This is a genomic window from Variovorax terrae (genome assembly GCF_022809125.1).
Classification (GTDB): Bacteria; Pseudomonadota; Gammaproteobacteria; order Burkholderiales; family Burkholderiaceae_C; genus Variovorax_A; species Variovorax_A terrae.
In genome coordinates, this window is sequence record NZ_JALGBI010000002.1 from 376,218 (window position 1) to 390,484 (window position 14,267).

Annotated in this window: 11 protein-coding genes; 9 read left to right on the forward strand and 2 right to left on the reverse strand. The window is 68.5% G+C overall.

Features of this window, described 5'->3' with window-relative positions:
* Positions 1-19: 19 nt before the first annotated feature.
* The 4 genes from MMF98_RS17200 to MMF98_RS17215 all read left to right on the forward strand — a co-directional run bounded on the left by MMF98_RS17200 (position 20) and on the right by MMF98_RS17215 (position 4,584).
* Complete coding sequence (locus tag MMF98_RS17200) at positions 20-1,600, forward strand: ABC transporter substrate-binding protein (RefSeq protein WP_243307940.1); 1,581 nt, start codon at positions 20-22, stop codon at positions 1,598-1,600.
* Between the two features lie 89 nt (positions 1,601-1,689).
* Entirely contained in the window at positions 1,690-2,610 is a 921-nt protein-coding gene (locus tag MMF98_RS17205; RefSeq protein ID WP_243307941.1) for an ABC transporter permease, read from the forward strand.
* Between the two features lie 13 nt (positions 2,611-2,623).
* On the forward strand, positions 2,624-3,592 hold the full coding sequence (locus MMF98_RS17210) for an ABC transporter ATP-binding protein (protein WP_243307942.1): 969 nt from the start codon (positions 2,624-2,626) through the stop codon (positions 3,590-3,592).
* Positions 3,589-4,584, forward strand: a complete 996-nt coding sequence (locus MMF98_RS17215) for an ABC transporter ATP-binding protein (RefSeq protein WP_243307943.1) — start codon at positions 3,589-3,591, stop codon at positions 4,582-4,584. Before MMF98_RS17210 ends, MMF98_RS17215 begins: the two co-directional genes overlap by 4 nt.
* Positions 4,585-4,688: 104 nt before the next feature.
* On the opposite strand, the gene MMF98_RS17220 is transcribed toward MMF98_RS17215, so the two are convergent.
* Positions 4,689-5,534 carry a MurR/RpiR family transcriptional regulator gene (locus tag MMF98_RS17220; protein ID WP_243307944.1) on the reverse strand — a complete coding sequence of 282 codons (846 nt, stop codon included), beginning with the start codon at positions 5,532-5,534 and terminating at the stop codon, positions 4,689-4,691.
* Between the two features lie 139 nt (positions 5,535-5,673).
* Entirely contained in the window at positions 5,674-7,128 is a 1,455-nt protein-coding gene (zwf, locus tag MMF98_RS17225) for a glucose-6-phosphate dehydrogenase (RefSeq protein ID WP_243307945.1), read from the reverse strand.
* A 174-nt stretch (positions 7,129-7,302) separates the two neighbouring features.
* Between zwf and MMF98_RS17230 the strand changes: the two genes are divergently transcribed.
* Genes MMF98_RS17230 through pgi form a run of 5 tightly spaced genes read left to right on the forward strand, consistent with a single transcriptional unit; the run spans position 7,303 to position 14,244 of the window.
* Entirely contained in the window at positions 7,303-8,316 is a 1,014-nt protein-coding gene (locus MMF98_RS17230) for an ABC transporter substrate-binding protein (RefSeq protein WP_243307946.1), read from the forward strand.
* Complete coding sequence (locus tag MMF98_RS17235) at positions 8,316-10,583, forward strand: ABC transporter permease (RefSeq protein ID WP_243307947.1); 2,268 nt, start codon at positions 8,316-8,318, stop codon at positions 10,581-10,583. Before MMF98_RS17230 ends, MMF98_RS17235 begins: the two co-directional genes overlap by 1 nt.
* Positions 10,584-10,628: 45 nt before the next feature.
* Positions 10,629-11,672 (forward strand): ABC transporter ATP-binding protein, encoded by a 1,044-nt coding sequence (locus MMF98_RS17240; RefSeq protein WP_243307948.1) that lies wholly within the window; start codon positions 10,629-10,631, stop codon positions 11,670-11,672.
* 45 nt (positions 11,673-11,717) lie between these two features.
* A complete protein-coding gene (gene tal, locus MMF98_RS17245) occupies positions 11,718-12,665 on the forward strand; it encodes a transaldolase (protein WP_243307949.1) in 948 nt (315 codons plus the stop codon).
* A gap of 10 nt (positions 12,666-12,675) precedes the next feature.
* Positions 12,676-14,244 (forward strand): glucose-6-phosphate isomerase, encoded by a 1,569-nt coding sequence (gene pgi / locus MMF98_RS17250; RefSeq protein ID WP_243307950.1) that lies wholly within the window; start codon positions 12,676-12,678, stop codon positions 14,242-14,244.
* The last annotated feature ends 23 nt before the right edge of the window (positions 14,245-14,267 follow it).

The following is a 14,267-nucleotide window of genomic DNA, read 5'->3' on the forward strand; positions in this document are numbered from 1 at the left end:
TTTTATGAGGAGCCATCCAATGAAGTTCAAGCCCAATCATCTCGCTGTCGGCGTCTTGCTGGCCTTGTCTGCGACAGCTTTTGTCGCAAACGCCCAGACGGTGCGGATCGCCAACCAGGGCGACACGATGTCGCTGGACCCGCACTCGCTCAACGAATCGCTGCAGCTGAGCGTGACGGGCAATGCCTACGAAGGGCTGGTCGGCCACGACAAGAAGCTGGGCCTCACGCCCGCGCTGGCCACCTCGTGGAAGCAGACCTCGCCCACGGTCTGGCGTTTCGAGCTGCGCAAGGGCGTGCTGTTCCATGACGGCACCCCGTTCACCGCCGACGACGTGCTGTTCAGCCTGGCGCGCGCCACTGGCGATGGCTCCGACATGAAGAGCTACACCAACGACATCAAGGAAGTGCGCAAGGTCAACGACCACACGGTTGACATCGAAACCCTCACGCCGTTCCCGATCCTGCCCGACGTGCTGTCGCTGGTCTACATCATGAGCAAGAAGTGGTGCGAGACCAACCAGGCCACCAAGCCCGTGGACCGCCGCAAGGGCATTGAAAATGCCGCGTCCTTCCGCGCCAATGGCACCGGCCCCTACCGCGTGCGCGAGCGCCAGCCGAACGTGAAAACCACCTTCGTGCGCAACGGCAGCTACTGGGGCAAGATCGAGGGCAACGTCCAGGAAGTCGTGTTCACCCCGATCGGCAACGACGCCACGCGCGTGGCGGCCCTGCTGTCGGGCGAGGTGGATCTGATGGAGCCCGTGCCGGTGCAGGACATTGAGCGCGTCAATGCCTCGCCCACCAACAAGGTGCTGACCGGCCCCGAGCTGCGCACCATCTTCCTGGGCATGGACCAGAAGCGCGACGAACTGCTGTTCTCCAGCGTCAAGGGCAAGAACCCGTTCAAGGACAAGCGCGTGCGCCAGGCCTTCTACCAGGCGATCGACATCGCCGGCATCCAGCGCACCGTGATGCGCGGCGCCTCGCGTCCCACGGCGCTGATGGTCGGCCCCGGCATCAACGGCTGGACCGCCGAGCAGGACAAGCGCCTGCCCTACGATCCCGATGCCGCCAAGAAGCTGCTGACCGACGCCGGCTATCCGAACGGTTTCGAGGTCACGATGAACTGCCCGAACGACCGCTACGTCAATGACGGCCGCATCTGCCAGACGGTGGCGGCCAATCTCGCGCGCATCGGCGTCAAGATCAACCTGGCGGTGGAAACCAAGAACACCTACTTCCCCAAGATCCTGCGCCGCGACACCAGCTTCTACATGCTGGGCTGGACGCCCGCGACCTATGACGCCCACAACGCGCTGAACGCCCTGATGGCCTGCGTGGACGACAAGGGCGCCGGCCAGTTCAACCTGGGCTCCTACTGCAATCCCAAGGTCGACGAGCTGACCAAGAAGATCCAGTCCGAGACCGACAAGGCCAAGCGCACCGCCATGATCAAGGAGGCGTTCGAGCTCCACGCCAACGACATCGGCCACCTGCCGCTGCACCAGCAGACCCTGGCCTGGGGCCTGAACAAGAAGCTCGACGTCGTGCAGCGCGCCGACAACTTCCTCGACTTCAAGTGGATCAGCGTCAAGTAATGGCGATCGGACCGCGCACCTGAGGTGCGCCGGCATGCGGCCCGATCGGGCCGCTGCCGGGACGCTCCGGTCCTCCTTCTCCTCTCACGATGAAAAAACTACTCGCGCGCTGGCTGGACAGCGATGTCGGCTACAGCTTTCGCCACTCGCCCGTGGCGATCCTGGCGGCCGTCATTGCCTTCATCTGCATCTTCTGTTCGGTGTTTGCCGGCTGGATCGCGCCGCACAATCCGTTCGATCTGGCGACGCTCGAGCTCAGCGATGCCAGCCTGCCGCCGGCCTGGAGCGCGGGCGGCACGACCAAGTACCTGCTGGGCACCGACGACCAGGGGCGCGACATCCTGTCCGCGCTCATGTACGGCGCCCGCATCTCGCTCATCGTCGGCGCGGCCTCGGTCGTGCTGTCCATGCTGATCGGCGTGGTGCTCGGCCTGATCTCCGGCTTCGCAGGCAACTGGATCGATGCCTTCCTGATGCGGCTGTGCGACGTGGTGGCCTCGTTTCCGGCCATCCTCGTGGCCCTGCTCATCGCCGGCGTGGGGCGTGCCTTGTTCCCGGACTCCCATGAGGGCGTCGCCTTCGGCGTGCTCATCCTGTCCATCGCCCTGGCCGGCAGCGCCGGCTGGGTGCAGTACGCGCGCACCGTGCGCGGCTCCACCCTGGTGGAGCGCAACAAGGAGTATGTGCAGGCCGCCCGCGTGACGGGCGTGGCGCCGCTGCGCATCATGCTGCGCCATGTGCTGCCCAACGTCATGGGGCCGGTGATGGTGCTGGCCACCATCCAGGTGGCCACGGCCATCATCACCGAGGCCACGCTGTCCTTTCTCGGTGTCGGCGTGCCGCCGACCTCGCCCTCGCTGGGCACGCTGATCAGCATCGGCAACAAGTACCTGTTCGCCGGCGAGTGGTGGATCACCATCTTCCCGGGCCTGATGCTGGTGTTGATCGCCCTGAGCGTGAACCTGCTGGGCGACTGGCTGCGCGACGCGCTCAACCCCCGGCTGCGCTGAGCGCCTGTTTCCCATGAGCCTGCTCGAAGTCAAGAATCTCGTCGTTGAATTTCCGAACCGCCGCGGCACGCTGCGTGCGCTCGATGATGTCTCCTTCAGCATCGCGCCCGGCGAGATCCTGGGTGTGGTGGGAGAGTCGGGGGCCGGCAAGTCGCTCACCGGCGCGGCCATCATCGGCCTGCTGGAGCCGCCCGGGCGGGTGGCCGGCGGGCAGATCCTGCTCGAAGGCCAGCGCATCGACAACCTCGGCTACGAGCAGATGCGCCACATCCGCGGCCGCCGCATCGGCGCCATCTTCCAGGACCCGCTGACCTCGCTGAACCCGCTGTACACCGTGGGCCGCCAGCTGGTGGAAACCATCCAGACGCACCTGCCCGTGAGCGCGGCCGAGGCCCGCCGGCGCGCCATCGGCCTGCTGCAGGACACCGGCATTCCCGCCGCCGAGCAGCGCATCGACCACTACCCGCACCAGTTCAGCGGCGGCATGCGACAGCGCGTGGTGATCGCCCTGGCGCTGGCCGCCGAGCCCAAGCTGATCGTGGCCGACGAGCCGACCACGGCGCTCGACGTCTCGATCCAGGCGCAGATCATCACGCTGCTCAAGACCATCTGCCGGGAGCGCGGCGCCGCCGTCATGCTGATCACGCACGACATGGGCGTGATCGCCGAGACCTGCGACCGCGTGGCCGTGCTCTATGCCGGGCGCCTGGCGGAAATCGGCCCGGTGCACGAGGTCATCAACCAGCCGGCCCATCCCTACACCGCGGGCCTGATGGCCGCGATTCCCGACATGGCCATCGACCGCGAACGCCTCTACCAGATCGACGGCACCATGCCGCGCCTGAACGCCATCCCGCAGGGCTGTGCCTTCAACCCGCGCTGCCCCCGGGTGTTCGACCGCTGCAAGGCCGAGCGGCCCGACCTGCTCGACGCCGGCGCCACGCGCGCGGCCTGCTGGCTGCACGAGTGGGGTGCCGCATGAAGACGCCCCTGGTGCAGGCCCACGATCTGGCCAAGACCTTCGATGTGTCGCCGCCCTGGCTCAACCGCGTGCTCGAGCGCAAGCCCCGGCTGACGCTGCACGCCGTCGACGGCGTGAGCTTCGAGATCGAGAAAGGCCAGACGCTGGCGCTGGTGGGTGAATCCGGCTGCGGCAAGAGCACCGTGGCGCGGCTGCTGGTCGGCCTCTACGAGCCCACGCGCGGCAGCCTGACGTTCGACGGCGTGGACGCGCATGCGGCGTTCAAGACCTCCGAGGGCCGCCAGCTGCGCCGGCGCATCCAGATGATCTTCCAGGACCCCTATGCCAGCCTGAACCCGCGCTGGATCGTGGAAGACATCGTGGGCGAGCCGCTGCGGGAGCATGGCCTGATCACCGACGCGAACGCGCTGCGCACGCGCGTCGAAGAGCTGCTGCAGTCCGTGGGCCTGTCGGCCCAGGACCGGGTGAAATACCCGCACCAGTTCTCCGGCGGCCAGCGCCAGCGCATCTCGATCGCCCGCGCGCTGGCCACCGAACCCGAGTTCCTGGTGTGCGACGAGCCGACCTCGGCGCTCGACGTCAGCGTGCAGGCCCAGGTGCTCAACATCATGAAGGACCTGCAGCGCGAGCGCGGCCTGACCTACCTGTTCATCTCGCACAACCTCGCGGTGGTGCGCCATGTGAGCGACCAGGTGGGCGTGATGTACCTCGGGCGCCTGGTCGAGCTGGCACCCAAGCAGGCGCTGTTCGCCCAGCCGCGGCATCCCTACACCCGCATGCTGCTCGACGCGATTCCGAAGATGCACGACACCGGGCGGGCCCGCACGCCGGTGCAGGGCGAGGTGCCGAACCCGCTGAACCCGCCCACGGGCTGCGCCTTCCATCCGCGCTGCCCGCAGGCCAACGCGCGCTGCAAGTCCGAGCGCCCGGTGCTGCTGGCGCTGCACGGCGTGAAGGTCGCCTGCCACGCGGTGGAAGAGGGCCGGGTCTGAGGATTGCTATCAAAAATATAGCTAAAAAGAACCGCTGCACCTGGACATCAGGCTGATTTGATGCTGAAAATCGGTCCCAGAGCGCCCGCGGCGCCTGAAACGGCTCAGGCGTAGCGCTTGTTCCTGAGGTTGTTCTTCATTTCCTTGAGCAGCGGCTGCAGCTTGCTGCCGATGCGCAGCGCCACGCAGGTGGCCAGCACGTCGATGATCATCAGGTGCAGCAGGCGCGACACCATGGGGCTGTAGCGGTCGTAGCCCTCGGGGTGGTCGGCCGCCAGGTGGATCTGGCCGGCCGAGGCCAGCGGCGAGCCGCTGGCAGTGATGACGATGGTGGTGGCGCCGTTCTTGCGCGCGATGTCGGCCGCGTCCATCAGGTCGCGCGTGCGGCCCGAGTTCGAGATGATCACCACGCAGTCGCCCGGGCCGAGCAGCGAGGCGCTCATCACCTGCATGTGGCCGTCGCTGTAGGCGATGGTGTTGACGCCCAGGCGGAAGAACTTGTGCTGCGCGTCCTGCGCCACGATGCCCGAGTTGCCCGCGCCGAAGAACTCGATGCGCTTGCCCGTCTTGTGGGTGGAGGCCAGCGCCTCGGCGGCGCGCTCGATGGCGAAGGTCGAGGCGTCGTTGCGGTACTTGAGAAAGGCCGCCACCGTGTTGTCGATCACCTTCACCAGCACGTCGCCGGTCTTGTCGTCCACGTCCACGCTGCGGTGGATGAAGGGCACGCCCTCGCTCACGCTGCCCGCGAGCTTGAGCTTGAAATCCGACAGGCCGTCGTAGCCCATGCTGCGGCAAAACCGCACCACGGTGGGCTTGCTCACGTGGGCGCGGTCGGCCAGCTCGCTCACCGGCAGGTTGGCGAAGGCGCGCGGGTCGGTCAGCACCAGCCGGCCAACGCGCTGCTCGGCCGGCGCCAGCGAGGGAAGCGATGCCTTGATACGGTCCAGCATGGTCAGGCTCGCTTTCCTTTTGGGTGCAAGGGCGTGGGCGCGAGATGATGCGAGCCCAGGGCCACCGCGGAACCGGCTTCGCCGGGCCGCCGGTGGCGTCCCCCCTTGGGGGGGATGGCGCGAAGCGCCTCAGGGGGGCTCAACATTCCTCGCTCCAACAGTAGCCATCGCGCGCGATCATCGCGCTGGCGGCACTCGGTCCCCAGGTGCCGGCCGCATAGGGGCGCGGGCCCTGGGTGTCGCTGCGCCAGGCGTCCAGGATCGGCTCGACCCAGCGCCAGGCTTCCTCCTGCTCGTCGCTGCGCACGAACAGGTTCAGCCGGCCGTCGATCACGTCCAGCAGCAGCCGCTCGTAGGCGCCCACGCGCTCGGTGCCGAAGCGCTTGTCGAAATCCAGGTCCAGCTGCACCGGCGCCAGCGCCTGGGCGTTGCGCCGGTTGTCCTGGCCCTGGGCCAGCAGATGCAGCTCCAGCCCGTCCTGCGGCTGCAGCTTGATCACCAGCCGGTTGGCCGAGCCCAGCGGCGAGGTGAAGATGGCATGCGGCGCGGGGCGGAAGTTGACCTCGATGCGCGCGTCGCGCCCGGCCAGCCGCTTGCCGGTGCGGATGTAGAAGGGCACGCCGGCCCAGCGCCAATTGGCGATCTCGGTGCGCAGCGCCACGAAGGTCTCGGTGCGGCTGTGCGAGTCGACGCCCGGCTCCTCCAGGTAGCCGGCCACGCGCCCGCCGTGGACGGTGCCGGCCTGGTACCGGCCGCGCACCACGTGCTGCGACAGGCTCTCGGGCGTCCAGGGCTTGAGCGAGCGCAGCACCTTGAGCTTCTCGTCGCGGATGGCGTCGGCGTGCGCGTTGATCGGCGGCTCCATGCCGATGGCGCACAGCAGCTGCAGCGCGTGGTTCTGCACCATGTCGCGCAGCGCGCCGGTGCTGTCGTAGAAGGCGCCGCGCTTTTCCACGCCGAGGTCTTCGGCGATGGTGATCTGGATGTTGGCAATGGTCTCGCGCCGCCACAGCGGCTCGAACAGCGCGTTGCCGAAGCGCAGCGCGAACAGGTTCTGCACCGAGGGCTTGCCCAGGTAGTGGTCGATGCGGAACACCTGCCGCTCGCCCAGGCAGCGGCGCACCGTGTCATTGATGGCGCGGTTGGAGGCGAGGTCGTGGCCGAGCGGCTTCTCGAGCACCACGCGGGTGTGCGGCCCGTTCAGCCCGGCGGCGGCGATCTGCTCGCAGACCGCGGTGAACAGCGCCGGCGCGGTGGCCACGTACATCACCACGGTGTCGGCATTGCGCTGCTTCAGGCTGGCCGCCAGGCGGGCGTAGTCGTCGGGCTTGGACAGGTCCATGCGCAGGAAATGCAGCAGGGCTCCAAAGCGCGCAAACTCTTCCGCGCTCGGCCGCTTGGCGCCTTCCACGGCTTCGAAGCGGGACTGGATCAGCGCGCGGTACTGGTCGTCGCTCAGGTCGTCGCGCGCCACGCCGATGATGCGGCCGTCGGCTGGCAGGGTGCCATGGCGGAAGGCCTGGAACAGGGCGGGCATCAGCTTGCGCCAGGCCAGGTCGCCGGTGCCGCCAAACAGGACAAGATCGAAACTCATGGTCCTCCGCAAAGGGATGCCGTAATGTAACTTAATTCCATCACCGATGGCAAAGCCGGAACGGGGCCTGGGCTGACGCATCTCGGCCAGTGTTCGGCTAGTGTTTTTCCGGATGTCACGAATCTGTCATATTTGCTACGCTCACGGCGTAATCAAATTACTCCAACATTCGCCATGAAAAAAACACTTCTCTGCGTGGCACTGGCCGCGGCATCGTTCGGCGCGGCAGCGCAAGGCCAGGTCAACGTCATCTGCTCGGTGCAGGCCGACTGGTGCAACATGATCGCCACCGTCTATGCGCGCACCACCGGGGTCAAGATCAACCTTGCGCTCAAGGGCTCGGGCGAGGCGCTCGCGCAGCTGGTGGCCGAGAAGGACAATCCCAAGACCGACGTCTGGTTCGGCGGCACGGGCGACCCGCACCTGCAGGCGGCCGAGCAGGGCCTCACGCTCGAATACAAGTCGCCCACGCTGGCGCAGCTCTACCCCTGGGCGCAGCAGCAGGCCCAGCAGTCGGGCTACAGGACGGTCGGCATCTATTCCGGGCCGCTGGGCTTTGGCTACAACACCGAGCTGCTCAAGAAGAAAAAGATGGCCGTGCCGCGCAGCTGGGCCGACCTGCTCAAGCCTGAGTACAAGGGCGACATCCAGGTCGCCAACCCGGCCTCCAGCGGCACCGCCTACACCATGATCGCCACGCTGGTGCAGCTGATGGGCGAGGACAAGGCCTTCGAGTACCTCAAGGGCCTGCACAAGAACGTCGGCCAGTACACCCGCTCGGGCACCGGCCCGATCAAGGCGGTGGCGCGCGGCGAAACCGCGGTGTCGATCAGCTTCATCCACGATGCGCCGCAGGAGAAGATGCAGGGCTTCCCGGTCGAGACCGTCACGCCGTCCGAGGGCACGGGCGCCGAGATCGGCTCCATGAGCATCGTCAAGGGCGCGCGCAACCTCGATCAGGCCAAGAAGTTCTATGAATGGGCGCTCACGCCGCAGGCCCAGCAGTTCGGCGCCGCGACCAAGCAGTTCCAGCTGCCGTCGAACAAGGGCACGCCGGTCGATGCGAACGTGCCCGACTTCAAGAAGATCAAGATGATCGACTACGACTACAAGAAATACGGTGCCAGCACCGAGCGCCGGCGCCTGATCGCGCGCTGGGAGAAGGACGTCAACTCGCTGCCGCGCTGATGGCCGCGTCACGGCCGCCAGCCGGCGCCGTCGCGGCGCGCCAGCCCAATGCCGCCCTCTGGTTCTGCGTCGCGGCTGGCCTGCTCGGCTACCTGGCGCTGCCCTGGTATGCGATCCAGGACACGAGCTGGTACCAGGCCCTGCCGCAGATCTTCAGCCAGGCCGAGGGTGCCAATGGCCTGATGCAGGCCGCCACGCAGGGCCGGGGCTGGCTGTTCATCGGCCTGCTCGGGCTGTTGCTGTGCGCGGCGGGCGCCCTGCAGCAGCCCGGCCGGGTGCAAGGGCGCTGGCTGCTGGCCGGCGGCCTGGTCGGCAGCGCGGGCCTGGCGGCCAGCGGTTTCCTGATCGGTGCGCGCGGCTGGAGCGTGGTGGTGCTCAACACCTGGTTCGGCGAACTCGCCATCAACCAGTTCGGCATCGGCGCGGGCGGCGCCGTGGCGCTGGCCGCGCTGGTGCTGCTGGCAGCCTTTGGCCTCGCGCGCTGCGGTTTCTTCCGGGGCGACCTGTTCGTCTCGGGCGCGGTGATCGGCTGCGGCGTGATGATGGCGCTGTTCATCGCCTACCCGGTGGCCAAGGCGCTGGCGGGCGCGTTCGTCGATGAAAACGGCCAGTGGTCGTTCGCGGGGTTGTTCGTGCGCATCGGCACCGAGCGCATCTGGGGCCTGGGCTGCCTGGCCGGCGGCCTGCGCTGCGGCGTGGCCTGGAACACGCTGTTCCTGGCGCTGCTGGCGGCGGCCGGCACCACCTTTCTGGGCACGCTGATGGCGCTGATGGCCGAGCGCGGCGGCCGGCGCTGGCAGGGGCCGCTCAAGGTGCTGGCCTTGCTGCCGATCATCACGCCGCCGTTTGTCGTGGGCCTGGGCCTGATCCTGCTGTTCGGCCGCGCGGGCGTGGTCAACCAGGCGCTCGAAGCCTGGTTCGGCATCGAGCCGACGCGCTGGTTCTACGGCCTGCCGGGCGTGCTGGTGGCGCAGCTCTTTGCCTTCACGCCCATCGCCTTCATGATCATGCGCGGCGTGGTGCAGGGCATCGCGCCCAGCCTGGAGGAGGCCGCGCAGATGCTGCGCGCCGACCGCCGGCGCACCTTTCTCACCGTCACGCTGCCGCTGCTCAAGCCGGGCCTGGCCAATGCCTTCCTGGTCGGCTTCATCGAGAGCATCGCCGACTTCGGCAACCCGGTGGTGGTGGGCGGCGATTTCTCGGTGCTGTCCACCGACATCTTCTTCGCCATCGTCGGCGCGCAGAACGACCCGGGCCGCGCGGCCTCGCTGGCCTGGATCCTCACGCTGTTCGCGCTCGCCGTGTTCGCGCTGCAGCGCGGCGTGCTTGGCCGGCAGAACTACACCACCGTCAGCGGCAAGGGCGACGCCGGCATCGCCATGCCGCTGCCCGACGGCGTGCGCCGCACCATCTACGCGATCGCGTTTCCGTGGATCGTGTTCACCGTGGTGGTCTACCTGTTCGCCTTCGCCGGCGGCTTCGTGCAGACCTGGGGCCGCGACTACACCTTCACGCTGAACCACTTCAAGACCGCCTTCGCGCTCGAATGGGGCCAGTTCGGCCTGGTCTGGGCCGGCACCGCGTGGAACTCGCTGATCACCACGCTCAAGCTCGCGGGCCTCTCCGCGCCGATCACCGCCGGCCTCGGCCTGCTGATCGCCTGGCTGCTGGCGCGCAACGAGTTCCGCGGCCAGGGCGCCTTCGAGTTCGGCGCGCTGCTGGCCTTCGCCATTCCGGGCACGGTGCTGGGCGTGAGCTACATCCTGGCCTTCAACGTGCCGCCGTTCGAGCTCACGGGCACCGGCCTCATCATCGTGCTGTGCTTCATGTTCCGCAACCTGCCGGTGGGTGTGCGCGCCGGCACCGCGGCGTTCAAGCAATTGGACCGCTCGCTTGACGATGCCTCGCTGATGCTGCGCGCCTCCACTTCGCAGACGCTGTTCAAGGTGGTGCTGCCGCTGCTCAAGCCGGCGCTGGTGGCCGCGCTGGTCTACAGCTTCGTGCGCGCCATGACCACGGTGAGCGCGGTGATCTTCCTGGTGACGGCCGAGAACGAGCTGGCCACTACCTACATCATCGGCCGCGTCGGCAACGGCGACTACGGCGTGGCGCTGGCCTACTGCACGGTGCTGATCGTGCTGATGTCGCTGGCCATCGCGCTGATCCAGTTCGTGGTCGGCGAGCGCCGGCTGGGCCGAAGAAGGCCCGCCCCCGAAGCGCCTGCGGCGCTTCCCCCTCAAGGGGGCACAGCCAGCGGCCCGGCCTAGCCGGTTCCGCGGCTGTCGCTGGCACCCCATTCACCAAGGCAACTTATGTACGGCATCGAATTTCGCAACGTCACCAAGCGCTATGGCACCGACCCGGACGCGCCGCTGGCGGTCAAGGGCATCAGCTTCGAGGTGCCGCAGGGCACGCTCACCACCATCCTCGGCCCCTCGGGCTGCGGCAAGACCACCACGCTGCGCATGATCGCGGGGCTGGAGTCGCCGAGCGCGGGCACCATCCTGATGGGCGGGCGCGATGTCACCACGCTGGGTCCGGCCGAGCGCAACGTGAGCATGATGTTCCAGAGCTACGCGCTGTTCCCGCACATGAACGTGGTCGAGAACGTGGGCTACGGCCTGCGCATGAGCGGCGTCGGGCGGGACGCGGCCACGGCCCGCGCGCGCGAGGCGCTGCGCAACGTGGGCCTGGTCGGCTTCGACGAGCGGCTGCCGAGCGAGCTCTCGGGCGGCCAGCAGCAGCGCGTGGCGCTGGCGCGCGCGCTGGTGCTGGAGCCGGCGGTGCTGCTGTTCGACGAACCGCTGTCCAACCTCGACGCCCGGCTGCGCCGCGAGATGCGCGAGGAAATCCGCGCGCTGCAGCAGCGCCTGAAGCTCACGGTGGCCTACGTCACCCACGACCAGAGCGAGGCGCTGGCCGTGAGCGACCAGATCATCGTGATGGACCAGGGCCTGATCGCCCAGCGCGGCACGCCGCAGTCGCTCTACGAGTACCCGAAGACCGAGTTCGTCGCCGGCTTCATGGGCGAGGCCATGCTGTTCCCGGGCACGGCCGATGCGGCGGGCACGGTGCACCTGGGGCCGCTGCGCATTGCGCCGCGCCACGCCATGGCGCAGGGCCCGGTGAAGGTGGCGGTGCGCCCCGAGGCCTGGCAGATCGGCGCGCCCGGCGCCGGCCTGGCCGCGCGCCTGGCCAAGGCAGCCTACCTGGGCAGCCTCTACGAGTACACCTTCGAGACCGAACTGGGCTCGATCTTCGTGACCTCGCCGGACCTGGCGCAGGTGCTGGCGCCCGGCGCCGAGGCCGGCTTGAGCCTGGCCGGGCATGGCGTGTCGGTGGTGCAGGTTTCGTAACCCGGATGTCCCCGTGGGGGCATGGCGGCGCGGGATAATCAGGCCATGAACCAACTCGACGCCCTCAAGCAGTTCACCACCGTGGTCGCCGACACCGGCGACTTCAGGCAGCTGGCCGCCTTCCAGCCCCAGGACGCCACCACCAACCCCTCTCTGATCCTCAAGGCGGTGCAGAAGGCCGACTATGCGCCGCTGCTCAAGGACACCGTGGCCGCCTGGCGCCACCAGCCGGTGGACGAGGTGATGGACCGCCTGCTGGTGCGCTTTGGCTGCGAGATCCTGTCGCTGATCCCGGGGCGCGTGTCCACCGAGGTCGATGCGCGGCTGAGCTTCGACACCAACGCCACCGTGGTGCGGGCCGAGCGCATCATCGAGCTGTACCAGGCCCAGGGCGTGCACATCGACCGCGTGCTGATCAAGATCGCCTCCACCTGGGAGGGCATCCAGGCCGCCGCGCAGCTCGAGCGCCGCGGCATCCACACCAACCTCACGCTGCTGTTCTCGTTCTGCCAGGCGGTGGCCTGCGGCCAGGCCAGGGTGCAGCTGATCTCGCCCTTCGTGGGGCGCATCTACGACTGGTACAAGAAGTCGGCCGGCGCGGCCTGGGACGAGGCCGCCCGCGCGGGCGCCAACGACCCCGGCGTGCAGTCGGTGCGGCAGATCTACCAGCACTACAAGCACTTTGGCATCGCCACCGAGGTGATGGGCGCGAGCTTTCGCAACGTGGGCCAGATCATCGCGCTGGCCGGCTGCGACCTGCTCACCATCAGCCCCGAGCTGCTGGCCCAGCTGGCCGCGAGCGAGGCGCCGGTGGCGCGTGCGCTCGACGCGCAGGCGGCCAGGTCGCTCGACCTGCCGGCGGTGAACTTCGACGAAGCGGGCTTTCGCTACGCGCTCAACGAAGACGCCATGGCCACCGAGAAGCTGGCCGAGGGCATCCGGGCCTTCGCCGCCGACGCGGTGAAGCTCGAACAGCTGATGGCCGCAGCCTGAGGCCGCCGCCATGACGCCGCGCCCGCGTTGCGACCAGACGGCGGCCTGGGCTGCGCTGCGCCGGCACTTCGACGGCGGCGCGCGCGACTTCGATCTGCGCCAGGCCTTCGCCGCCGAGGCGGGCCGCTTCGAAGCCTTCAGCCAGCAGGCGCCGCATGTGTTCGCCGACCTCTCGAAGAACCGCATCGACGCCGCCACGCAGGAACTGCTGCTGGCGCTGGCGCGCGAATGCGGCGTGGAGCGGCACCGCGATGCGATGTTCGGCGGCGAGGCGGTCAACGGCACCGAACAGCGCGCCGTTTTGCACTTTTTATTGAGAAATCCGGCGGATGTCCAGGTGCAGTGGTCTTCGGGTGCTATCGAAAACATAGCAGACGAGGCGAGCGAAGCCCTTGCCACGCGAGAGGCGATGCTGGCCTATGCCGAGGCCGTCCGGGCCGACGACGCCATCACCGACATCGTGAACATCGGCATCGGCGGCTCCGACCTCGGCCCGCAGATGGCGGTGCTGGCACTCGACGAATTCACCACGCGGGCCAAGCGCTTTCACTTCGTCTCCAACGTGGACGGGCACGAACTCGCGGCCGTGCTGCGGCAGGTGCGGCCGCACAGCACGCTGTTCCTGATCGCCTCCAAGACCTTCGCCACCCGCGAGACCATGACCAACGCGCACTCGGCGCGGCGCTGGTTCGAGGCCGGCGGCGGGCAGGACATCGCGCGCCACTTCGCCGCGCTGACCACCCACACGGCGGCGGCGCAGGCGTTCGGCATCACCACCTGCTTCGGCTTCCGGGACTGGGTGGGCGGGCGCTACTCGCTGTGGTCGGCCATCGGCCTGGCCCTGGCCATCGCCATCGGCGCCTCGGGCTTTCGCGCGCTGCTGGCCGGCGCGCATGCCATGGACGAGCATTTCCGCACGGCGCCGCCGGCGCGCAACCTGCCGCTGCGCCTGGGCCTGCTCGACGTCTGGTATCGCAACTTCCATGGCTTCACCAGCCGCAGCATCGCGCCCTACCACAGCGCCCTGCGCCGCCTGCCGGCCTACCTGCAGCAACTGGAGATGGAGTCCAACGGCAAGCGGGTGGACGCCCAAGGCCGCGCCTTGCCCTATGCAACCTCGCCCGTGGTCTGGGGCGAGCCGGGCACCAATGGCCAGCACGCCTTTTTCCAGATGCTGCACCAGGGCAGCGACGTGGTGCCGCTGGAGTTCATCGCGGTGAAGCAGGCGGGCCACGAGCTGCCGGGCCACCATCCGCAACTGCTGGCCAATGCGCTGGCCCAGGCCCAGGCCTTCATGCAGGGGCAGGCCGACGCCGGCGGCCACCGGCATTTCCCGGGCAACCGGCCGAGCACCTTCCTCGTGCTCGATCGGCTGGAGCCGGCCTCGCTGGGCGCGCTGATCGCGCTGTACGAGCACCGCGTGTTCGTGAGCGGCTCGCTGTGGGGCCTCAACAGCTTCGACCAGTTCGGCGTGGAACTCGGCAAGCTGCTGGCGAAAGACCTCGAGCCGCGCCTGGCCTCCGGCGACGTGGCGGGGCTAGACGGCTCGACCGCCGGGCTGCTGCGGCGCCTGCGCTAGCGGCTTCGCGAGGCCATCGTGAC

Excerpts from the sequence above, each read along its gene's own strand:
- MMF98_RS17200 (WP_243307940.1), top strand. The coding sequence starts at position 20 with ATGAAGTTCAAGCCCAATCATCTCGCTGTCGGCGTCTTGCTGGCCTTG.
- MMF98_RS17205 (WP_243307941.1), top strand. The coding sequence starts at position 1,690 with ATGAAAAAACTACTCGCGCGCTGGCTGGACAGCGATGTCGGCTACAGC.
- MMF98_RS17210 (WP_243307942.1), top strand. The coding sequence starts at position 2,624 with ATGAGCCTGCTCGAAGTCAAGAATCTCGTCGTTGAATTTCCGAACCGC.
- MMF98_RS17215 (WP_243307943.1), top strand. The coding sequence starts at position 3,589 with ATGAAGACGCCCCTGGTGCAGGCCCACGATCTGGCCAAGACCTTCGAT.
- MMF98_RS17220 (WP_243307944.1), bottom strand. The coding sequence starts at position 5,534 with ATGCTGGACCGTATCAAGGCATCGCTTCCCTCGCTGGCGCCGGCCGAG.
- zwf (WP_243307945.1), bottom strand. The coding sequence starts at position 7,128 with ATGAGTTTCGATCTTGTCCTGTTTGGCGGCACCGGCGACCTGGCCTGG.
- MMF98_RS17230 (WP_243307946.1), top strand. The coding sequence starts at position 7,303 with ATGAAAAAAACACTTCTCTGCGTGGCACTGGCCGCGGCATCGTTCGGC.
- MMF98_RS17235 (WP_243307947.1), top strand. The coding sequence starts at position 8,316 with ATGGCCGCGTCACGGCCGCCAGCCGGCGCCGTCGCGGCGCGCCAGCCC.
- MMF98_RS17240 (WP_243307948.1), top strand. The coding sequence starts at position 10,629 with ATGTACGGCATCGAATTTCGCAACGTCACCAAGCGCTATGGCACCGAC.
- tal (WP_243307949.1), top strand. The coding sequence starts at position 11,718 with ATGAACCAACTCGACGCCCTCAAGCAGTTCACCACCGTGGTCGCCGAC.
- pgi (WP_243307950.1), top strand. The coding sequence starts at position 12,676 with ATGACGCCGCGCCCGCGTTGCGACCAGACGGCGGCCTGGGCTGCGCTG.